General features: G+C 45.4%; 17 protein-coding genes. 14 read left to right on the top strand and 3 right to left on the bottom strand.

What is annotated here, in order from left to right; genetic code table 11:
- Positions 1–106: 106 nt before the first annotated feature.
- From tsaE to AC0IYG_RS26645, 7 genes are all read left to right on the top strand, one after another.
- Positions 107–529: a tRNA (adenosine(37)-N6)-threonylcarbamoyltransferase complex ATPase subunit type 1 TsaE gene (gene tsaE, locus AC0IYG_RS26675; protein ID WP_471714145.1), complete on the top strand. Its 423-nt coding sequence runs from the start codon at positions 107–109 to the stop codon at positions 527–529.
- 28 nt (positions 530–557) lie between these two features.
- Positions 558–1,784 carry an alanine dehydrogenase gene (locus AC0IYG_RS26670; RefSeq protein WP_471714144.1) on the top strand — a complete coding sequence of 409 codons (1,227 nt, stop codon included), beginning with the start codon at positions 558–560 and terminating at the stop codon, positions 1,782–1,784.
- A 30-nt stretch (positions 1,785–1,814) separates the two neighbouring features.
- The gene (locus AC0IYG_RS26665) at positions 1,815–2,219 is read left to right on the top strand and encodes a hypothetical protein (RefSeq protein ID WP_471714143.1); all 405 of its coding nucleotides are present in this window, start codon (positions 1,815–1,817) and stop codon (positions 2,217–2,219) included.
- A 132-nt stretch (positions 2,220–2,351) separates the two neighbouring features.
- Positions 2,352–2,786 (top strand): hypothetical protein, encoded by a 435-nt coding sequence (locus AC0IYG_RS26660; protein WP_471714142.1) that lies wholly within the window; start codon positions 2,352–2,354, stop codon positions 2,784–2,786.
- A gap of 170 nt (positions 2,787–2,956) precedes the next feature.
- Positions 2,957–3,871 (top strand): ABC transporter ATP-binding protein, encoded by a 915-nt coding sequence (locus AC0IYG_RS26655; RefSeq protein WP_471714141.1) that lies wholly within the window; start codon positions 2,957–2,959, stop codon positions 3,869–3,871.
- A 33-nt stretch (positions 3,872–3,904) separates the two neighbouring features.
- Complete coding sequence (locus AC0IYG_RS26650) at positions 3,905–5,230, top strand: ABC transporter permease (RefSeq protein WP_471714140.1); 1,326 nt, start codon at positions 3,905–3,907, stop codon at positions 5,228–5,230.
- 153 nt (positions 5,231–5,383) lie between these two features.
- A complete protein-coding gene (locus AC0IYG_RS26645) occupies positions 5,384–8,356 on the top strand; it encodes a glycosyltransferase family 117 protein (protein WP_471714139.1) in 2,973 nt (990 codons plus the stop codon).
- A 115-nt stretch (positions 8,357–8,471) separates the two neighbouring features.
- Here AC0IYG_RS26645 and AC0IYG_RS26640 read toward each other — a convergent pair whose 3' ends face one another.
- From AC0IYG_RS26640 to AC0IYG_RS26630, 3 genes are all read right to left on the bottom strand, one after another.
- Positions 8,472–9,650, bottom strand: a complete 1,179-nt coding sequence (locus AC0IYG_RS26640; RefSeq protein WP_471714138.1) for an endonuclease/exonuclease/phosphatase family protein — start codon at positions 9,648–9,650, stop codon at positions 8,472–8,474.
- Positions 9,651–9,748: 98 nt separating this feature from the next.
- Positions 9,749–10,915, bottom strand: a complete 1,167-nt coding sequence (dnaJ, locus tag AC0IYG_RS26635) for a molecular chaperone DnaJ (RefSeq protein WP_471714137.1) — start codon at positions 10,913–10,915, stop codon at positions 9,749–9,751.
- A gap of 16 nt (positions 10,916–10,931) precedes the next feature.
- The gene (locus AC0IYG_RS26630; RefSeq protein ID WP_471714136.1) at positions 10,932–11,564 is read right to left on the bottom strand and encodes a nucleotide exchange factor GrpE; all 633 of its coding nucleotides are present in this window, start codon (positions 11,562–11,564) and stop codon (positions 10,932–10,934) included.
- A 112-nt stretch (positions 11,565–11,676) separates the two neighbouring features.
- Here AC0IYG_RS26630 and queG point away from each other — a divergent pair, with 112 nt between their 5' ends.
- From queG to AC0IYG_RS26595, 7 genes are all read left to right on the top strand, one after another.
- Complete coding sequence (queG, locus tag AC0IYG_RS26625; protein WP_471714135.1) at positions 11,677–12,624, top strand: tRNA epoxyqueuosine(34) reductase QueG; 948 nt, start codon at positions 11,677–11,679, stop codon at positions 12,622–12,624.
- Positions 12,625–12,726: 102 nt separating this feature from the next.
- Positions 12,727–13,140 carry a DUF1761 domain-containing protein gene (locus AC0IYG_RS26620; RefSeq protein ID WP_471714134.1) on the top strand — a complete coding sequence of 138 codons (414 nt, stop codon included), beginning with the start codon at positions 12,727–12,729 and terminating at the stop codon, positions 13,138–13,140.
- A 380-nt stretch (positions 13,141–13,520) separates the two neighbouring features.
- Positions 13,521–16,583, top strand: coding sequence for a SusC/RagA family TonB-linked outer membrane protein (locus tag AC0IYG_RS26615; protein WP_471714133.1), 3,063 nt, complete (start codon positions 13,521–13,523; stop codon positions 16,581–16,583).
- Positions 16,584–16,609: 26 nt separating this feature from the next.
- Positions 16,610–18,181, top strand: coding sequence for a SusD/RagB family nutrient-binding outer membrane lipoprotein (locus AC0IYG_RS26610; protein WP_471714132.1), 1,572 nt, complete (start codon positions 16,610–16,612; stop codon positions 18,179–18,181).
- A gap of 104 nt (positions 18,182–18,285) precedes the next feature.
- The gene (locus tag AC0IYG_RS26605) at positions 18,286–19,263 is read left to right on the top strand and encodes an FG-GAP repeat domain-containing protein (RefSeq protein WP_471714131.1); all 978 of its coding nucleotides are present in this window, start codon (positions 18,286–18,288) and stop codon (positions 19,261–19,263) included.
- A 43-nt stretch (positions 19,264–19,306) separates the two neighbouring features.
- A complete protein-coding gene (locus AC0IYG_RS26600) occupies positions 19,307–20,056 on the top strand; it encodes a CRTAC1 family protein (RefSeq protein ID WP_471714130.1) in 750 nt (249 codons plus the stop codon).
- Positions 20,019–21,599: an FG-GAP repeat domain-containing protein gene (locus tag AC0IYG_RS26595; protein ID WP_471714129.1), complete on the top strand. Its 1,581-nt coding sequence runs from the start codon at positions 20,019–20,021 to the stop codon at positions 21,597–21,599. The genes AC0IYG_RS26600 and AC0IYG_RS26595 overlap by 38 nt, the downstream gene beginning before the upstream one ends.
- Positions 21,600–21,629: the final 30 nt, after the last annotated feature.

Below are 21,629 nucleotides of genomic sequence, written 5' to 3'. Positions count from 1 at the left end.
CCGGTTTTTGAGTTTTTATGCCAGCCGTGTCACAACAGTCGGCGATTAATGTCATGAGTTTTTCCAAATTGTGTATTTTTGTAGCATGGTCGGAGCGTCTGCTATAATGCATTTTAAAGAACTGGATGAACTCGACAGGGTTTCTTCGGAATTGCTGGAAATTGGTAAAAAAACGCCTGTATGGCTGTTTGAAGGCCATATGGGTGCTGGAAAAACAACCCTTATCAAAGCACTTTGCAAGCAACTGGGTGTTAGGTCACACGTTCAAAGCCCGACTTTTTCTCTGGTCAACGAGTATGAAGCAGAAGGAAAGCTGGTTTATCATTTTGATTTTTACAGGATTAAGGATGAAACGGAAGCGCTGGATATGGGCGTGGAAGAATATTTTGACTCCGGGTATTTTTGTTTCGTAGAATGGCCAGGGAAGATCGAGTCATTATGGCCGTTGAATTATCTTGCTGATCCACTTGGAGGCGGACGAAGACGGCACGAGAACATTAACAGCCAAAAGGGTATAAAGAGGTTATAATCATTTTTCACATTCATTTTGCTATTCAATGCCACAACCTCAGATTACCGGTTTCGAAGAGCTAGCCAAGCAGTCGGCATTGTATCCGCAGGAGTCGCTGCTGGCGGTTCGTAAGGATCAGAATTCGTTGCATATTGGCTTGCCGCGTGAAGTTTCATTGCAGGAAAACCGGATTGCCCTCACGCCCGACGCAGTTAAGATTCTGGTCCGTAACGGACATGAAGTATGGGTTGAAAAAGACGCAGGAAAAGGAGGCAACCTCTCGGATCACGAGTATAGTGAAGCCGGCGCGCAGATCGTGCAAAGTGCAAAGGAAGTTTATCAGGCCAATGTGATCCTGAAAGTGGAGCCATTGGTTGAAGAGGAATTCTGTTATATCCGGTCAGGCACGACGCTTATATCAGCAATGAACCTGCCGTCGCTTGAAAAAAAATATTTTGAAAAACTCAACGAGCTGAAAATAACCGGCATTGGTTACGAGCTCATTGAAGATAAAGTAGGAGGGAAGCCCATCATCCGGGCCATGGGGGAAATTGCGGGCAGCACGGTTTTGCTTATCGCAGCCGAATATCTTTCAACACCCAATGGCGGCCGGGGCATTATTCTGGGCGGCATAACCGGCGTTCCACCCACGAAAATTGTGATTTTAGGCGCAGGAACAGTTGCTGAATATGCAACCCGCGCAGCCATCAGCGTAGGAGCGGACATTAAGGTTTTTGACAAACATATATACAGGTTACAAAGATTAAAATACGCCATTGGCCAAAACCTTTACACTTCCATCATTGATTCAGATACATTAGGCGAGGCCATTGCGCGGGCCGATGTGGTTATTGGCACCATGCGTGCAGAAAACGGGATCAGTCCGTTGGTGGTGACGAAGGAAATGGTGTCGCAGATGAAGCCGGGTTCGGTCATTATCGACGTCAGCATTGATCAGGGCGGTTCTTTTGAAACTTCCCGCATGACGACGCACAAGCATCCGACATTTAAATACAATGATGTCATCCACTATTGCGTCCCCAACATTCCGTCACGCGTTGCGCACACGGCGAGCACCGCATTAAGCAATGTTTTTCTGCCATTTTTGCTTCAAACGGGCACAATTGGAGGCATTGAGGAAATGATTTTTGCCAATCGTTGGTTTATGAAAGGAGTGTATTGCCACAAAGGAACGCTTACAAATTCGCACATCGCAAGGAGTTTTAACATGCGTTATAAGGATTTGACATTGCTGCTGGCAGCGAGAATGTAAGCTTAACGGCTTTTTTAATTTAACACAATCATGATCAATAATAGTAATGAAAATGCCCTCATGGATGATGCCAACTCGCCGGAGTTGAATCAGAAACTGATGGGTTACATATCGCAGGATTTTATCAAAGTGGCGGATCAGCTTAAAGACGCGTCTTACCAGATCCGCAAAAGGGGTTTTTCCGACTATCCGATCTTTATAGTAACCAATAGTGAGCTTGAATTAGGCGCATTGCTGATCGATCGGACGGAGCTTACCAACAATTATGCATATCGGGCGAGTTTCATGCAGGAGTTTGTGGATAGGAAGCTGATTGGCGAAGAATCGGTTTTAATGTTCACCGAGAATTACAAGAATGCAGATGAATATTGCTGCTTGTTTGCTTTGATCGGTGATTTCTCCGGATTTGTTTTTGTGCCTTATCCGGAAGATTAACTTACCACCAAAGTGCAGTGTGCCGGTAAATAACCATTCGGGACGGTTACGAAATCAGTTAGAAAGGGTGTGGCGGTTTCTTTATAGTTTTAGTTTTTAAATTATTGATTTTCAGCTAAACATCCTCTTTTTATGGATTCAAACTTACCATTGGAAAAAGAACTTGCACCCATTTTTCTAGACAAATTTCCTCCCTTTTCAGAGTCAGTTAAAGAGTTTTTGGTTCAGTATGGACCTTACATTATCCTGGTTTTATCAATTATCGGGGTTCTGGGGCTGCTTACCGCATTGGGAATCGGCGGCGCGGCACTTGGCCTTGGCGCAGTTTCGGTCGGCATTGGCTTTAACTTTTATCTGAGCATTGCGCTGGGAATAATCACGCTGATCATGTATCTGATGGCTTTTTCACCATTGAAAGCACGGAAACGGGCAGGCTGGAACTTGCTTTATTACGCACTGCTTGTTGGGTTGGTAAGTAACCTGATACAACTCAGCATTTTAGGCGCATTAATCAGCGGCATAATCGGTTTTTGGGTTTTGTTCCAGATCCGCGAAAAGTATATCTGAAAACTTACAGCACATTCAAATTGAAAGCGAGCGGTCATCCGCCCGCTTTTTTTATTTTACCACTAATCAGGCAATTTTCAATGCTCATAATGTAACTTTAATCCGGTCACATATTACTTTGCATTTTTGGCTGCCGTGCGTGCGGCATTCTCACAGACGTATCCATACATATGAATATCATCGAAGTCAGGAATGTTACAAAAGAATATTCCAATCATGTCGCGTTGGACGATGTCAGTATTAATATTCCAAAAGGTTGTATTTTCGGTTTGCTTGGTCCGAATGGAGCGGGAAAGACTTCTTTGATCCGCATTATCAATCAGATCACAGGTCCGGACAACGGCGAAATTCTTTTTGATGGCCAGCATTTGAATGAAAACCACATTTCGCGAATCGGCTATTTACCCGAAGAACGCGGGCTTTATAAAAAGATGAAAGTGGGCGAGCAATTGCTTTATTTGGCGCAATTAAAGGGTTTATCTCAAAAGCAGGCCATGGAAAAGCTCAAAACCTGGTTTATCAAATTCGACATTAAGACCTGGTGGGATAAAAGCGTTTCTGACCTGTCAAAAGGAATGCAGCAAAAAGTGCAGTTTGTTTCCACCGTTCTGCACGAGCCCGACCTGATCATTCTCGATGAGCCGTTTTCCGGTTTTGACCCCATTAATGCCAATCTGATCCGCGACGAGATTTTAGAACTGAAACAGAAGGGCAGCACAATCATTTTTTCAACGCACAGAATGGAAACGGTTGAGGAGCTTTGCGACAACATTGCATTGATCCACAAAGCCAAAAAAGTGCTGGATGGGCCTAAAAAGCTCATTAAGGAACAATTTAAAACGCACACGTATTTCGTTGAATATAAAGGAGATCTGAGCGGGCTGGAAGATTTTTACACGCTCACGCCTGAAAAAGAACTTGAAAACGGTTACCGGCGCATCAACATTCATTTGGGACAATGTGCGAGTCCGAATGATCTGTTGAGAGACTTACTTCCCAAAGCCGAAATCAGGTCTTTTGGTGAAAACATCCCGAGTATGAGCGACATTTTTATGCGTTCGGTCAATGAAATTCCGGAAGCTTAGCAGCCGCTGTTCCCCACATCTAAACCTTTCCCAATGCGCAATATATTTTTAGTAATCCGAAGAGAATATCTGGTCAGGGTCAAAAAGAAGTCGTTTTTGATCATGACCTTGTTAGGGCCGTTGCTTTTTGTTGCCTTTTACGCCGCGGTCATCTGGATTGCAATCGGTTCGGTCGACACCAAAACGGTCCAGGTTCTCGATGAGAGCGGTTTGTTCAAAAATGAATTCAAGGATATTGAGACATTGAAGTTCAGTTACCTGGATTCTTCGCTCGATTCGGCCAAAGCAGCATTCAAAAATAGCGAGGCCAATGCATTGGTTTACATTCCTCAAAACGTCATTAAGGAGCCGAAAAGCGTGCGGATTTATGCTGCAAAGAATGTCAGCATGGATTTGAAATCGGAAATTGAAAATGTTATTGAAAAGCAGATCGAAGACATTAAGCTCGGAGAGGCAGGGATAACGCATAAAATTCTGGAAGATTCGCGGGTGAATGTTAATTCAGAAACCATCAGCCTGAGTGAGGAAGGTGAAAAGACGAGCAGTTCAGGCGCCGCAACGGTCATTGGCGGCATTTGCGCATTCCTTATTTATATGTCGGTTTTCATTTACGGAACGCAGGTTATGCGCGGCATTACGGAAGAGAAAACCAGTCGCATTGTCGAAGTGATCATTTCGTCGGTCAAGCCTTTCCATTTAATGTTGGGTAAAATCATTGGTGTTGCATTGGTTGGACTAACTCAGTTTGTTCTTTGGATTTTGCTTACAACGGCCTTAACCAGCGCAACTTCGGCGATTTTGAGTAATAAAATGTCAGAACAATCTCCCGAAATGGCGCAGGAAATGCAAAAAGTTCAGGAAGGAATGCCGGGGCCGGGAATGCCTGGAAACAATGTTGAAAATCCGGTTTCGGAAGTTTTGGGTGCCATTAACAGCCTTAATATTCCTTTGATCCTGGGTTGCTTTTTGTTCTATTATTTAGGAGGGTATCTGCTTTACAGCGCTTTGTTTGGTGCAGTTGGAGCCGCTGTTGACAATGATGCAGACACGCAGCAATTTATGCTCCCCATCACTTTGCCCATTATTTTCTCCTTCGTTTTTGCCCAGTTCGTACTCCGCGATCCCGACGGCACACTGGCTTTCTGGACCTCCATTATTCCTTTTACGTCCCCGATTATTATGATGGTCCGGATTCCATTTGGTGTCCCGGCCTGGGAAATCGCACTTTCAATGGTTCTTTTGGTGCTCGGTTTCATGGGCACAACCTGGCTGGCAGCGCGCATTTACCGTGTAGGAATTTTAATGTATGGTAAAAAAGTGAGTTATCGTGAGCTGGCTAAATGGATCTTTTACAAGTGAAATGCACGGGCTAATTAACACTTTTTAAGAGAAGGAAGATCTTGCCGTTGTGGTAATTTTGCTAATTTTGGCCGACCATTGATAAAACTGCTCAACAAGAGTTGCCATCTTTGCGCATCGTGCTTATAACATTTTAAATTTACCGTCTGTCAAATGACCCGTTTCAACCGTTCCAACAACCTTACGGGTTGGATTGTTTTCGCAATTGCACTAATCACATATACGCTTACAGTCGAACGAACTGCCAGTTTCTGGGATTGCGGAGAATTTATTGCTTGTGCTTTTAAATTACAGGTGCCACACCCTCCGGGAGCACCTTTTTTCCTGTTAATAGGACGCCTTTTCTCGCTCCTAGCATTCGGTGACCTCACCAATGTTGCTTACTGGGTGAACATGGTCTCGGTAATGAGCAGCGCATTTACGATTCTTTTCCTTTTCTGGACCATTACATTGCTTGCCCGCAAGCTGATCGCTAAAAGTGATGAAGAGCTCACTTCCGGCGATATTATTTTGTTAATGGGAGCTGGAATCGTTGGTGCACTCGCTTATACATGGTCCGATTCGTTCTGGTTTTCGGCTGTTGAAGCGGAGGTTTACGGGATGTCATCATTCTTTACAGCAATCGTAATCTGGGCTGTTTTCAAATGGGAGCGCGTCGACGATCCAGCTGCTGAAAACCGCTGGCTGATCTTTATCGCATATCTTGTCGGACTTTCGATTGGTGTCCATTTGCTGAATTTGGTTACTATTCCGGCATTGGCGCTTGTTTATTATTTCAAAAAATATCCAAAAAGAAGCGTTGGCGGTGGCATTTTAGCTTTCGTTGGCGGACTTGTAATTCTGGCGATCATCAACTCCGGAATCATTCCGGGCTTGCCTAGCATTGCCGGTAAATTTGAGATCTTCTTCGTTAACTCACTCGGACTTCCTTACAAATCTGGTGTGATCTTCTTCATCATTATCTTCATCGGAGCCATCATTTGGGGAATTCGTTATTCGCACCAAAAAGGCAATGTGCTGCTCAATACAAGCCTTCTTTCACTTGCATTCGTTTTGATTGGTTATGCAAGTTATCTGATGGTGCTTGTTCGTGCAGAGTATAACCCGCCAATCAATGAAAACAACCCTAATGACGTCCTGAGCTTTGTTTCTTATTTGAAAAGAGAGCAATACGGCAGCCGTCCTTTGCTTTACGGGCCATCCTATGTGTCCCGTCCGGTGAGCCAGAAACGGGGCGCGCCAATGTATCGCAAGCAAGATGGTAAATATGCGATTTACGACTATCGTCCTGAGTATGAATATGAACCGGGAAGCAGCATGCTGTTGCCTCGGATGTATTCAACACAATCAGGTCACCCGCAGCTCTATCAGCAAATGACCGGCCTGGCAGAAGGTCAGAAACCGACAATGGGCGCTAACCTGTCGTTCATGTTCTCCTATCAGATCGGGCACATGTACTGGCGCTATTTCCTGTGGAACTTTGTCGGCCGCGAAAGTGACGAAGAAGGAGCTGGTAACATGCTTCCCTGGGATGCCGGCAAAAAATATCCTGCTCCGATTGCTAATAACAAAGCGCATGACAACTATTTCATGCTACCGTTTATTCTGGGGCTGCTTGGGATTGTGGTTGTTTATTTCAGACAAAAACGTGATCTGCTTGTTCTTGGATTGTTGTTTGTCCTAACCGGCGTAGCACTCGTTGTTTACCTTAACTCTCCGCCGACAGAACCACGCGAACGTGACTACATTTATGTTGGATCATTCTATATTTTCTGTATCTGGATTGGTTTCGGTGTGATTTCAGTGGCAGATGCGCTGAGCAAATTTGTCAAAAGCGCGACTACGCGTGCAGGTGCTGCAACGGCCATTTGTTTAGTTGTGCCCCTTATTATGGGTGTAAAAGGCTGGGATAATCACAACCGTGATAACAGATATCATTCTGTTGATTTTGCCAAAAACCTTTTGAATTCCTGTGCACCCAATGCAATTCTTTTCACAGGCGGTGACAATGATACATTCCCGTTATGGTATGTTCAGGAAGTGGAAGGCTTCCGGACCGACGTGCGCGTTTGTAACCTCAGCTTGCTGGGAACGGACTGGTATATCGATCAGATGAAGCGGAAAACGTATTTGTCAGAAGCATTGCCGATTTCATTGGATAAAAACAATTATGCTTTTGGTAAAAACGACATTGTGCCTTTCTATGAGATTCCAAGTGTGAAAGCCGGGATCAATTTGAAAGAATATCTTGGACTGGTAAAACAAGAAAATAAAGCCATCCAGGTGCCGTTAACAAGTGGCGATATGACATCGATTTTGCCATCTTCTGTTCTGTTTTTGCCTGTTAATGCAGAAGCGGTTAAGAAAATGAACATTATCAAAAGCGATCTTATTCCGTTCGTAAGCGATTCAATTAGCTGGACAATCGGTAAAGGTGATTTGTATAAATCAGATCTGATCATGCTCGACATTATCGCTACAAATGACTGGGTGAGACCAATTTATTTCTCATCAACATTGGGCGGTTCAAGTTATCTGAATCTAAAAGAATACATGCAGCTTGAAGGCTATGCATATCGTTTGCTGCCGGTGAAAGTGCCTGGTGCAAGCGATGGTTATGTGAACTCGGATGTGATGTATAACAATCTGATGACTAAGATGTTCTGGCGTGAACTGGATAATCCGAACACGTATTATGATAACACTTATCTCGGATCTCCAGTTGCCACAGCACGTATCGCATTCTTACGCCTTGCAGGTCAGCTTATCGCCGACGGCCGCAAAGACGAAGCGAAGAAAGCACTTGATAAATCACTTGCTACAATGCCAGACAAGAGCATTCCATACGATCAGTTCTCGGCTAACTTCATTGGACCATTGTTTGATCTGGGAGAGACAAAACGTGCATTGGAAATCGCCGAAACGATGGCAACCCGCGCAGACGAAGTGCTGACCTGGGCACAAGACAACGGCACCACCAAGCGCCGCGACACCAACGTGTATCTCTACATTATGCAGATCATCGTCCAGGAATGCCGCGAAGCCAAACAAGAAGCCGTAGCAAAAAAATACGAAGCCATCTTCCAAAAGCATCTGGCCGCTTTCAATATGTACGGTCAGCAATAGATTTTTAGATTGAAAAGCAGAAGGGGCGTTATCTAGTCAGATAGCGCCCCTTTTGCTTTTTGGGAAAACAACAAAGCCTTTTCTGTCGGCAATGTCGAACGGAAATCTCTAAATATCAATCCAACTTAACCTTTACCCAAACCAACCGGTGATCCGAAGTTAGTTCTCGCTTCGCGACCAGCTCGGCCATGGGTTCGCCTGTTGCTGGCCAGAAGACGCCGCTGTCAATTACTTTTAGTCCGGCTCTTGAAGGCAGCACATAGTCTGCGCGCATGCGCCATATGGCTGTGTGATTTTTGGCGAATGGGTTGCTGCTGCTGTGCTGCGGGCCGCCTTTGCTGGCAGGAGCTGCGTCGTTGTTGATTTTTGGATGAGCAAGTAATGCCTTGATTCCCGCTCCGATGGCATTTCCTTCATCCGGCGAAGCATTTTGGTCACCCAGGATGACGAATGATTCGTTTTGTGCGAGTGCCCCGCGCTGTCCTTTGTCGTCATAAATGTAAGCGCCTTGTTCACCGCTGATATAATCTTTCCAAAAGCGGATCTCGTCATGATTGCGCTTGCCATTGCGGTCCTCGGTGCCGTCAAAACTCGGTGGGGTAGGATGGCTGGCCAAAATGTGGATGGTCTTGTCACCTGCTTTAACCGGAATATCCCAATGCGACTTGGATGAAAGCGGAAATTGTTGCCACGCTTCGGGGGCATACCAGTCTGTGTTATCAGGTTTTTTGGTTTGTAACGCTTCCGGTATGTCCTTCCATTTGAAATGCTGGAAAGTCCTGACATGCTCCATATCAATCGGGTATTTCGACAAAAGTACCATTCCATACTGCCCTGGATATAAACCATAACCCCAAGCATCCGCACCAAACCGCTCCGCTTTTCCATTATTGTCCAGATCAAAAGGGCTGGGCTGACCGGTGTTGACAGTCGAGTAATAATAATATGGATAATCAATCGCTTTCTGACCATCCGAATCCGTGTTCAAATATGCTTTCACGAATTGCAAAACACCTTGCTTCGGGTCTTGGACGTAATCAAATTCATTCAGCAAAATCACATCCGGACGCACGGTTTTGATGATCCGGGCAATGTTATGGATCTGTGCATTGCTGCCCGAAGCGAGCTCTTTAATCAGTATTTGTTCAGAGATATCTTTGGTGCCTTTTGGAACATAATTCTCCGCTTCCATACTCACATTGTAAGTTGCAAAAGTCAGTTCAGAAGGTTTATTGGTTTGTGCAAACAGCATGCTGGGAAGTAAAAGGGCAATCGAAACAAAAATGTTTTTCATAATAAGGTGTTATTCAAATAAGCATAAAGGGTCAAAATAAACAAGCCGCCTCATTGCTGAAACGGCTTGTTCTATATTTAATGATTTATTAACGACGATCAATGAAAGAAATCTTTCATTTTGTCAAAAAATCCTTTCTCGTTTTTGCCCGGTTTCGGTTGGAAATTAGGTGAATGACGAAGCGATTCTAAGGTTTCACGCTCGTCGGAAGTCAGCTGCTGTGGCGTCCATACGTTAATGTGAACCAGTTGATCTCCTTTGCCGTAACCATTCAGGTCTTTTATTCCTTTTCCTTTCAGGCGCAGGATCTTGCCGGCTTGTGTTCCCGACTCAATGTTGATTCTGGCTTTGCCGTCAATCGTTGGAATTTCCATTGAAGTTCCCAATGTCGCGTCAATAAAGCTCAGATGCATATCGAAAACAATGTTGTTTCCGTCTCTTTTCAACTGCGCATCTTCCTCTTCTTCGATCACAATCAGCAGGTCACCCGCCACGCCACCGCGCGTAGGCACATTTCCTTTGCCAGACATGGATAGTTGCATGCCTTCCGCCACACCGCCCGGAATGTTCAATGTGATCAGGTCGTCTTGCAGCAATCTGCCTTCGCCTGCACAGGCGTCGCAACGCTCGCTGATGATCTTTCCATCGCCATTACAAGTTGGACATGTGCTGGTAGAAACCATCTGGCCAAGCATTGTGCTCACCACTTTTCTAACCTGGCCTGTTCCGTTACAAGAATTACAGTTGGTCAGCGAAGTGCCGTTTTTAGCACCATTGCCACCGCAGGTGTTGCAGGTAACATGTCTTTTAACCTTTATTTTTTTCTCAACACCATTGGCAACTTCTTCCAGGTTCAATTTAAGCTTGATCCTCAAATCAGAACCTTTGCGAACCCTGCGACCGCCTCCGCCGCCACCGCGTCCGAAAATATCGCCAAATGGACTGCTATCGCCGAAAATATCGCCGAATTGCGAGAATATATCGTCCATCGTAAATCCGCCGCCGCCAAAACCGCCAGCGCCGGCTCCTGATGCGCCGCCCACACCCGCATGGCCATATTGGTCATAACGCGCACGTTTGTTTTCATCGCTCAGGATGCTGTAAGCTTCCGCAGCTTCTTTAAATTTATCTTCCGCTGTGGGATCATCCGGGTTTTTATCCGGGTGAAATTTGATCGCGAGCTTGCGGTAAGCCTTCTTAATGTCGTCAGCAGCTGCGCCGCGGTCTACGCCGAGAATTTCGTAGTAATCTCTTTTCTTTGCCATTTTTTGTTGCTAAAAATTAAGCTCCTACGATCACTTTCGCGTAACGTATCACTTTGTCGTTAAGATAATATCCTTTTTCAATCTCATCGATCACTTTCCCTTTCAGGTCATCCGACGGTGCCGGGAACTGCGCTATGGATTCATGCAGCTCAGCATCGAATGCCGCGCCTTTCGATTCCATTGGTTTAAGTCCCTTGGCTTCAAGCGTTTTTAATAATTTTGTATAAATCAGATCCACCCCTTCTTTCAAGGCGTCAATTTCGGAAGAAGATTCAAAAGAAACCTTTGCGCGTTCGAAGTCGTCCACGATTGGCAGAATAACCTTCACCATGTCTGCACTTGCACCGGAGATCATTTCAAGCTTTTCCTTCGCAGTCCGGCGGCGGAAGTTCTCAAAATCGGCATACAGACGAATATATTTATCTTTCAGCTCAGCAATTTCAATCCTGGCTTCTTCTAATGGATCTTTTGCCGGTGCCTCAGCTGCTGGCGCTTCACCCTTAATTTCCTGGCCTGCGTTGTCCAATGGAACAGAATTAGCCGCAACTGTTTCTTCGTTTTCTGTATTGTCAGCCCCAAGCGGCGCTTTTTCTTCGTTCATTTGGTAACTTTTGTCTTGATCTATGTTGGATTCGTTGTTTTCAGGCATAATTCTAAATGATATTGTGACGTTTTAATCAACCTTTTTCAACCTAAATTATTTTGCCAGGCCTAAAATACTGACAAGATGGCATTTTACAATCAATTCGTAACTTTGTATTATGACAACAGAAGATCTTGTACGGCAGCAGAGGAGTCAGTTTATCAAAGCAAAAGCATTGGAAGCTGGGTTCGATTTCTGTGGCATATCGAAAGCAGATTTTCTGGAAAGTGAAGCCCCGAGACTGGAAAACTGGCTTAATAAAAATCACAATGGGGCAATGGCTTACATGGCCAACCATTTTGATAAAAGGCTTGATCCCCGCAAACTTGTCGACGGCGCAAAGAGCGTCATTTCCGTTCTCCTCAATTATTACCCCGAGCAAAAGCTGGCCGAAGGTCCGGATGATCTCAAAATTTCCAAATATGCTTACGGAACAGATTATCATTTCGTATTAAAAGAGAAATTAGGCCAGTTGCTTGCTGCGATCCAGGAAGAAATCGGGGAAGTGAGCGGCAGGATTTTCGTCGACTCCGCGCCGGTTATGGACAAAGTCTGGGCTGCAAAAAGCGGTTTGGGCTGGGTAGGAAAGCATTCTAATCTGCTCAACCGGGATATGGGCAGCTTTTTCTTTATTGGTGAAATCATTTGTGACCTTGACCTGGCTTACGACGGCGCGGTTCAGGACTATTGCGGGACTTGCACACGTTGTCTGGAGGCTTGCCCTACGGATGCGATTACCGAGCCATTCGTCGTCGACGGAAGCAAATGCATCAGTTATTATACAATAGAATTAAAGGAAGCAATTCCGCAAGAAGCGCAGGGGAAGATGGAAAACTGGATCTTCGGCTGCGACATTTGCCAGGACGTCTGTCCGTGGAACCGTTTTTCTAAACCACATACAACCAAAGAGTTCAACTTGCCGGGAAGTCTGACAGACTTCACCAACAGCGACTGGCAGGAAATCACGGAGGAAGTTTTCCGTGAACTTTTCAGACGTTCTCCCATCAAACGGACCAAATTTGAGGGTTTAAAGCGCAACATAGAATTTGTTCGACCTTCCAAATAAAAAAACACAACTAATTCCGAAACATCTTATATTTGAGATCGGACGACCCGTCCTTTGGAGGCGCTCCAAGTTGCGCCGATGACTGAATAAAACACTCAAAACATGAGAAAACAATCTGTCAATCTTTGGGCCGTGCTTGTATGTGTGGTGTTAGGTCAAATCATACCAGCGCTATGGTATACCATCTTTTCTGAACGCTGGATGGCGCTGAACGGCTTCACTATGGAGCAGATCAAATCCGCAACGAGCCCCATTCCTTATCTTGCCAGCATTGTTTCCAGCTCTTTCATGGCTTACACATTAGCCTGGGTTTTTACAAAAATTCCTGTAAAGTCACTTGCCTCAGGTCTAATAACCGGTCTGCTTTTTGGCGTCGTTTTCGTTCTCTTCGAAATCATTGTGAAAGACATGTTTTCGATGCGCCCGCTGATGCTCTCATTCATTGACGGCGGTGTAAGTGTGCTCGTTTACGCAGTAACGGGAGCAATCCTGGGCGCGTGGCGGAAATACGACTGAGCTGCACTTTTTTTTCGCGTTACTTCTTGCAATAATACTAGTTATGTCGCCTGTGCGATGTATAAAGGTCACCGTGCGATGCTTTAACAATTCTAATATTTCCCATTTTCTTTTTCCCGAAATCCGTAAATAGGATCATTTGCAGAAACTGCGTTTGCGTGCCTGTGTTTCGAGCACGCAAGAAAAAAGGCGCTTTTGTAATAAATGTTGATCAGACAAATAATATTTCTTTCTACGTCTTTAATGTCGCTTTAATGTCTCTTATGTAGCAAAAAGGCGAAATATTAGTTTAGTGCAATTAAATTTCGCCAAATAAATTGTTTGTCTTCTTTATTAATTATACATTTCATAAAAATTCAAAGAAACCCAATTTTTAACCTATGAAAAGAAGTGTACTTCGTATGCTGCTCATGCTTCTTGCTGCGGCATCTTTTAGCTTACCATCCTACGCCCAGGACCGACAGGTTACCGGGAAGGTTAGTGATGAAAACGGCGCGGGACTTCCCGGTGCCAATGTGCTCATTAAGGGTACAACACGGGGTACAACATCAGATGCAGATGGTGCTTTTTCTATCGGGGTTGCTCCATCAGGAACAACACTGATCATTTCTTCAGTTGGCTACACATCCAAAGAAGTAAGCGTAACATCGGCCATGACAACCGTGCAGGTAAGTCTTGAACCGGATGTCAGAAATCTGGGTGAAGTGGTGGTAACCGCTCTTGGGATCGAGAGAAGTGCCAAGTCATTGACTTATGCAACGCAGCAGATCGATGGTAAACAGCTTACTGACGTCCGTGATGCCAACTTTGTCAACACATTATCTGGTAAAGTGGCCGGGATTGTGGTAACGCAAGGTTCAAGCGGTCCTGGTTCTGCAACGCGCGTCGTGCTTCGTGGTAACCGTTCGATCAGTGGAAATAACAATGCATTGTTCGTTGTGGATGGGGTGCCTATCGATAACACGGTGCAAGGCCAGGTTGGAAACGACTTTGGAGGAACAAACGGAAGTGACGGTGCGTCCAACATTAACCCGGACGACATTGAATCAATGAACGTATTGAAAGGTGCAGCTGCATCCGCCCTGTACGGAAGCCGCGCTGCCAATGGGGTCGTAATGATCACCACCAAAAAAGGTAAAGCTGGCGCAGTAACTGCAAACATCAACTCAGGTGTGGTTGTTGAAAATCCATTTCTGCTTCCTGAATTTCAAAACACATATGGCCAGGGCGCGGGTGGAACAACATCCAATTCTTACGGCAGCTGGGGTCCTGCAACGACCACTTTTCCTGACAATGTGAAGAATTTCTTTCGTACAGGTGTGTCAACCAACAATTCTTTCGGCATTTCTGCAGGAACGGACAAAGTTCAGACTTACACTTCCTACGCCCATAGCGGTGTGCAAGGCATTGTTCCAAACAACAGCCTTCAGCGTCACACATTCAATGTGCGTATCAACACCCAGTTGTCAAAACGTTTCTCCACGGATGCAAAAATCACTTACGTAAATCAGGACATTAAGAACAAGCCTAAGTCTGGTGAAGAAAGCGGTTTGGTAATGAATGTTTACAAAGTGCCGAGAAGTGTTGATTTGAACACATATAAGGAATTTGAGGACGAAGCGGGCGAGCCGACTTACTGGACTTCTTCATCTATTTATATGAATCCATATTGGACCATGAACAAAACGGCGGACGATGAAAAACGTAACCGTATCACAGCGCTTGGTTCCGCAAAATACAACCTTACCGACTGGCTTAATGTGCAGGGCCGTATCAGCTATGACCGTTACGACGACCGCATCAACAGAAGCTGGGCTAACCGCACATTGCTTTTCGCTGGCCCGGGTGGATCTTATCAGGATTTCTCCGTTGCAATTCTTGAAAAAAACCTTGACGTGATCGTTTCGGGAAATAACAAGATCGGTGAGAATGTTGCTTTGACTTACAACTTCGGTGCAGGACAAACTTACAAGCGTTATTCACAAGTGGGTGGCAATGCAAACGGCTTGCTCGTTCCTAACAAGTTTGACCTTTCTTTCGCAGCAACATTATCGCAGATCGCCAATTTCAATGAAAAGGAATTGCATTATGTTTTCGGAACTGCATCTTTCTCTTACAAGGATTTCTTCACGGTTGATGCAGCTGCAAGAAATGACTGGTCGTCTACATTGCCAAAGCCTTACTCATTCTTTTATCCGTCATTCGGTGCTAACCTGATCCTTACTGAGGCATTCCAACTGCCAAATTTCATCAGTTTTGCCAAAATCCGCGGATCCTGGGCACAAGTGGGTAACGACACAGATCCTTATCTGCTTTCGCAGACTTACACATTCACCCAGGGCGGCACAGGCGGTTATGTTTATCGTGACCCGACTCAGCCTGCTACTAACCTGAAACCTGAAATTTCTTCTTCTACGGAATTCGGACTTGACCTGCGGTTATTTGGCGGAAAACTTGGACTTGATGTTACATACTATAACTCGAACACGGTTAACCAGTTGCTTTCACTTTCTCTGGCACCGGCGTCAGGTTTCTCTCAGCAGTTTATCAATGCGGGGAAAATCAACAATAAGGGTTTTGAGCTTTCTGTTACAGGAAAGGCAGTGAAAACGGATAATTTCAGCTGGGACGTAACATTGAATCTTGCCAAAAACAAAAACACAATTGTAAAGCTTGATCCAAACGTAAAGCGTGCATTCCTGGGCGGCGGATTTGGTCGTACAGCCACACCGGTTGTTGAAGAAGGCGGTTCTTATGGTGACATGATCGCGCAGCGCTGGAAGAGAGACAGCCAGGGCAGATTTGTCGTAACAGCACCTGATACAGCAGGCAATAATGGTGGAAAACCAGTTGTAAGCGATCAGAATGAGTTTATCGGAAACTTCAACCCTAAATTTACTGCTGGTTTGAACAACTCATTCTCTTACAAACGCTTCACGGCAAGCTTCCTGATCGACGGTCGTTTTGGTGGTGTAATGACTTCCGGAACAGCTGCTAACCTTGCATTTGACGGGACAGGTGATTTTACAACTGAGCACCGCGAAGGCGGCTGGGTGTTGCCGGGCGTAACGGCTGATGGAGAAGCTAACACTTCACCGATCAATGCGGAAACTTTCTGGACAACCGTTTCAGGCGGGCGCTATTCTTGGGGTGAGTTCTTCACTTATTCGGCAACCAATGTTCGTTTGAGAGAACTTAGCGTTGGTTACGACATTCCAACCGGATCAGGCTTCTTTATCAAATCGGCAAGATTGTCATTCATCGCTCGCAACTTGTTCTTCATTTACAGAGGATCTTCAACGCTTGACATTCCTGGTGTGAAAAAACGCAAGCTGCCATTTGACCCGGATGTAAACCTGGGTGCGGGTAACTTCCAGGGAATTGAATACGGAAACCTTCCTTCTACAAGAACAGTAGGATTAAACCTGAAACTAGGATTTTAGTAAAAACCACTTCTTTCGATAAAAAAATGAGCATTTTAAAAACATATAAAAAACTTGCATTTGCAGGACTGGTAGTCGGCTCGGCGGGTCTTATGCAGGCGTGTACGGGTGATTTTGAGGAGATGAATACGAGCAAAACCAAGCTCACACAGCTCTCAGCAGATGAATTGCCTTTCCTTTTCTCCCGTGCGGAGCAGCAGGCATCGTATCAAAGCGGAACTTATCAGATTGCACAAAACTTGTTCGCTGACCTTTACGCGCAGTATTTTGCAACATCGGCCACTTATTTCCCGTCGGATCGCTATGTAATGCGTTATGACTGGCTGACTGGTCACTGGAACCCGATCTATACGCAGGTGGTGCCGCAGCTGAAAACGCTTTTTGAACAAACTGATCCGGGATCAGCGGAATATGCTTTGGCCAACGTAATGTGGGTGTACGCATTCCACCGCCTGACGGATTATTACGGACCCATTCCATATTTTGATGCAGGTGTTCCGGCTATCAGCGTTAAATATGATGCGCAATCAGAGATTTACAAAGACTTTTTTGTTCGTCTTGATGCCGCATCCACCGCTTTGAAAGCCAATGCTGCTGCAAAACCTTATGGCACTTTTGACCTGATTTACGCTGGTAATGTGGCCAAATGGATCAAATTCACCAACACATTGCGTCTTCGCCTTGCGTTGCGGATTTCAAAAGTGGATCCTGCAGAAGCCAAAAAACAAGCGGAAGCTGCTTACGCAGGCGGTGTAATGACAGAAATCGCGGACGACGCTTACATGGTGAAAAAACTTGTGGGTGATGATGCCAACGGATTGAGCCGGATCGCGGTTTGGAATGAGTTCCGTATGAGTGCCTCCATGGAATCGGTTTTGAAAGGTTATCAGGATCCCCGGATGGGCATTTACTTCCAGCCTGCAACCACAGGCGGAACTTTTGAAGGCTTGCGCAACGGACTTAACCCGACTCAGCTTGCACTTCCTAAAAACCTGAACAATGCAAACTCAAATGTGGGAACACGCTGGGTAACCGGATCAGGAGCTGCATGGAATACCAACTTTGAGACGCCACAAAACATCTTGCATACTGCGGAAGCATATTTCCTGCGTGCAGAAGGTGCATTGAACGGATGGAACATGGGTGGAACACCTAAGGAATTGTACGAAAAAGGAATCGCCGCTTCCATGGCACAGTGGGGACTTACGGGCGCAGCAGTAACTGCTTACATTAACAGCCCTGCAAAACCTGTTGCACCTGGTGATCAGCAGAATTCACCTGCATTGTCTGATGTTTCCATTAAATGGGATGAAGCTGCGACATTGGCTCAAAAGCGTGAGAAAGTCGGAACGCAAAAATGGCTGGCACTTTATCCGGACGGAATCGAAGCATGGGCTGAATACAGAAGAACACGTTTCCCTAAACTGTATCCGGTTGTTAACTCCGAAAACGCGGACGTTCCCGCAGGAGCAGTGCTGAGACGGATTCCGTTCATTACAGCAGAAAAAGAAACAAATAAAGCAGCCGTTGAGGCAGCTGTCCAGTTATTGGGTGGTCCCGACAAAGCAAGCACACCACTGTGGTGGGATAAAAACTAAGCAGGCAAATGTGCTAGGAATGAGCAAAAAGGCGGGCGCTATGCCTGCCTTTTTGTTATAGGAAGTATTCCTTTCTTTTGTAATACAATCAGTACGAATTGATAATGAAAAATAGCTGCGCCCTCTTCCTTTTCCTATTGCTGCTGGCTTCATGCCAGTCAAAAGATACACTTTACACATCGCTCAGTGCCAATGAAACGGGCATTGATTTTAACAACTTTATTGACGAGGACGCCGAGAACAATGTTCTTGAATACGGTTATTTCTACAATGGCGGCGGCGTAGCAGCGGCTGATTTCAATAATGACGGACTTGTTGACCTGTATTTCACAGGAAATATGGTGGCGAATAAGCTCTATCTCAACAAAGGTAATTTTGAATTTGAAGACGTTTCTGAAAAATCTGGAACAGCATTAAATCAGGGCTGGAAAACGGGCGTTTCTGTGGTCGACATTAATGATGACGGCTGGATTGATATTTACGTTTGCCGGGCAGGCGCACAGGATCCGCGTCTGAGGAGCAAGCTTTTATATGTCAACAATGGTAAAACCGCAGACGGCATTCCAACATTCACCGAAAAAGCTGCCGAATACGGACTCGAAGACAAATCTTACACCACGCAATCTGTTTTCTTTGATTACGACCGCGATGGAGACACCGACTGTTTTTTGCTTAATCACTCCGTTCAAAAATATGCGGGTTTCAGCAATTTACTGGGTAGTTACAGAGCGCAGCGCAATGATGCTTATGGCAATAAACTGCTTCGGAATGATGGTGGAAAATATGTAAATGTGACCGATTCTTCGGGCATCGTTTCAAACGTATTGAGCTTTGGGTTAGGCATTAATGTCAGTGATTTCAATGACGACGGCTGGCAGGACATTTACATTTCCAATGATTACAACGAGAATGATTATCTCTATCTGAACCAAAAAGACGGGAAATTCAAAGAGGTGATTCGCGAAGCAACCGGTCACGTTTCCCTTTATTCGATGGGGACCGATGCGGCTGATTTGAACAACGACGGACTGACGGATATTCTGACTCTAGATACTGCTGCCCGCTTCCAACGAGCGCATTAAGCTCACGGCCGGCGACGACAATTATGACAAATATCAGCAGCTGTTGAGAGCGGGTTTTCATGAGCAAACCATGCGGAATATGCTGCAATTGAACAATGGAGTGAATGCAAATGGCGTCCCGGTTTTTAGTGAAATAGGGCAGTTGGCAGGCGTTTCCAACACAGATTGGAGCTGGGCCGCATTAATGGGCGATTTTGATAATGACGGCTGGAAGGACATTTTTATTTCCAACGGTTATGCGCGGGATTATACGAATATGGAGTTTTTGAAATACTCCACCGACGTTCAGGTTAAGGCTGGACAAGGAGGAAAAGTGCCAAACCAAATGGAGATCATTGCAGAGATGCCGCCGATCAATGAGCCCGATTTTATTTTCCAAAATCAGAAAGGACTGACTTTTAGCAAAAAGGTGAAGGAGTGGGGTTTTGATCAGGCAAACCAGTCCAATGGCGCTGTTTACGCAGATTTGGATAATGACGGCGACCTGGACATTGTGACCAACAATGTGAATCAAAAAGCATTTGTTTATAAAAACAATGCAGAAACCAAGATCAAGAACAACTTTCTGAAAGTGAAGCTGGAATCGCCGAAATATGCCTTTCTAGCTGGCGCCAAGCTGACCCTCTATTCAGATTCATTGACACAAACGCAGCATTTTATGCCTGTTCGCGGGTTTCAGTCTGCGCAATGGGACGATGTGCATTTCGGATTGGGTGGTGATAGCAAAGTGGATTCTCTTAAAGTCACCTGGGCCGATGGGAAGCCTGCAGGTTTTGAAAAATCCGACCATTAACAAATCGCTTCTTGTAAAATATGCCGATGCTCGAAAAGCCGTTGAAACGCCTTTAATGAAGGCGTCAACTTACTGGGAACCAGTTTCCGGCATTGATTTTACACACACGGAAGACACACGTAACGATTTCAGAATACAGACATTACTGCCCAATATGCTTAGTTATCAAGGTCCGAAACTAGCGCAAAAAGATCTGAACGGTGACGGGACAGATGATATTTACATTGGCGGCGGAAGAGGGCAGGCTGGCAATTTATTTGTGAGCAAAAACGGCAGTTTTGTCAAGTCCGCGCAGGCCGACTTCGAAAAAGATGCAGCATATGAAGACGCGGATGCCGTGTTTTTTGATGCGGACGGCGACGGAGATGCGGATTTACTCGTTGCGAGCGCAGGTTATGAATTGAATTTGAATGATCCGTTATTGCTGCCGAGATTGTATTTGAACACCAGCGGCACATTCAAAAAAGCAACATTTCCGCAAGCAGGCGTGAACGCGGGAACAGTTGCGGTTTCGGACATTGATCAGGATGGTGATCTGGATATTTTCCTGGGCAGCCGCGTAACGCCAGCCCGTTTTCCCGAAAGCACTGGTGGCATCATTTTGCGCAATGACGGAAAAGGCAATTTTACAGATGTTACCAAAAGCATTGCGCCACAACTCGCTCAGTGTGGCATGGTTACGGGCGCAACATTCCAGGATTTGAATAAAGACGGCTATCCTGAATTGGTTATTACAGCTGATTGGAGCCCTGTTCAGGTGTTTGACAACCGCAATGGAAACCTGTCTAATGCCAGCGAAGCCAGAGGAACGTCAGCACTGAATGGTTGCTGGAATGTGATAAAAGCAGCTGATCTGGACAAGGATGGCGACATGGATTTTGTGGTAGGAAATATGGGCGCCAACTGGCAGTGGAATGTCACTTCTCCTTCCGGGCTTTCCATGTACGCCGCAGATTTTGACAATTTGAACCGCGTCGTGCCAGTCATTGCTGTAACAGAAGGCGGTGTAGAAATGCCTTATGCAAGCCGTGACGAGCTATTAGACCAAATTCCATCGCTTAAAAAGACATACACCGATTATGTCAAATATTCAAAAGCCACACTCGCCGAAATTCTTCCCGCAGAGAAACTGAAAAGCGCCCGGAAGCTTTCCGCCAAAGTTTTCCAAAGCGGAATCCTTGAAAACGAGAACGGAAAACTTGTTTTTCATGCATTACCCGTTGAAGCGCAGTTTGCGCCGGTGTACGCGATTTCCCTTTTTGATGTCAATGCTGATGGCAAATCCGACATTATTCTGGGTGGCAATCTCAAACAAACGCGCGTCCGAATGGGAAAAAGTGACGCGAATCTTATTCAGGTTTTCCTCAACAAAGGCAATCTCAAATTTTATTATCTTCCTCAAAAACAAAGCGGTCTTTTCACAACCGGCGAAGTCCGCGACCTGGCCATCATTACATCTGGTCAGGAAACACATTTGCTCGGAGCCATGAACAACGCACCGTTGGTGACTTACCGCCTTCTCAAAAAGTTCGCTTCCAAATAGTCTGACTACACCAGAAACTCACAAATTTTC

The organism is Dyadobacter sp. AC419 (assembly GCF_979253085.1).
Note: the sequence above shows the minus strand (reverse complement) of the source record. Positions and strands in the feature narration are given on the sequence as shown.

Bases quoted from the DNA above. Each gene is read 5' to 3' on its own strand.
- AC0IYG_RS26615 (WP_471714133.1), top strand. From the start codon at position 13,521: ATGAAAAGAAGTGTACTTCGTATGCTGCTCATGCTTCTTGCTGCGGCA.
- queG (WP_471714135.1), top strand. From the start codon at position 11,677: ATGACAACAGAAGATCTTGTACGGCAGCAGAGGAGTCAGTTTATCAAA.
- AC0IYG_RS26605 (WP_471714131.1), top strand. From the start codon at position 18,286: ATGAAAAATAGCTGCGCCCTCTTCCTTTTCCTATTGCTGCTGGCTTCA.
- AC0IYG_RS26655 (WP_471714141.1), top strand. From the start codon at position 2,957: ATGAATATCATCGAAGTCAGGAATGTTACAAAAGAATATTCCAATCAT.
- AC0IYG_RS26620 (WP_471714134.1), top strand. From the start codon at position 12,727: ATGAGAAAACAATCTGTCAATCTTTGGGCCGTGCTTGTATGTGTGGTG.
- AC0IYG_RS26670 (WP_471714144.1), top strand. From the start codon at position 558: ATGCCACAACCTCAGATTACCGGTTTCGAAGAGCTAGCCAAGCAGTCG.
- dnaJ (WP_471714137.1), bottom strand. From the start codon at position 10,915: ATGGCAAAGAAAAGAGATTACTACGAAATTCTCGGCGTAGACCGCGGC.
- AC0IYG_RS26595 (WP_471714129.1), top strand. From the start codon at position 20,019: ATGGGAAGCCTGCAGGTTTTGAAAAATCCGACCATTAACAAATCGCTT.
- AC0IYG_RS26610 (WP_471714132.1), top strand. From the start codon at position 16,610: ATGAGCATTTTAAAAACATATAAAAAACTTGCATTTGCAGGACTGGTA.
- AC0IYG_RS26640 (WP_471714138.1), bottom strand. From the start codon at position 9,650: ATGAAAAACATTTTTGTTTCGATTGCCCTTTTACTTCCCAGCATGCTG.
- tsaE (WP_471714145.1), top strand. From the start codon at position 107: ATGCATTTTAAAGAACTGGATGAACTCGACAGGGTTTCTTCGGAATTG.
- AC0IYG_RS26650 (WP_471714140.1), top strand. From the start codon at position 3,905: ATGCGCAATATATTTTTAGTAATCCGAAGAGAATATCTGGTCAGGGTC.
- AC0IYG_RS26660 (WP_471714142.1), top strand. From the start codon at position 2,352: ATGGATTCAAACTTACCATTGGAAAAAGAACTTGCACCCATTTTTCTA.
- AC0IYG_RS26645 (WP_471714139.1), top strand. From the start codon at position 5,384: ATGACCCGTTTCAACCGTTCCAACAACCTTACGGGTTGGATTGTTTTC.
- AC0IYG_RS26665 (WP_471714143.1), top strand. From the start codon at position 1,815: ATGATCAATAATAGTAATGAAAATGCCCTCATGGATGATGCCAACTCG.
- AC0IYG_RS26630 (WP_471714136.1), bottom strand. From the start codon at position 11,564: ATGCCTGAAAACAACGAATCCAACATAGATCAAGACAAAAGTTACCAA.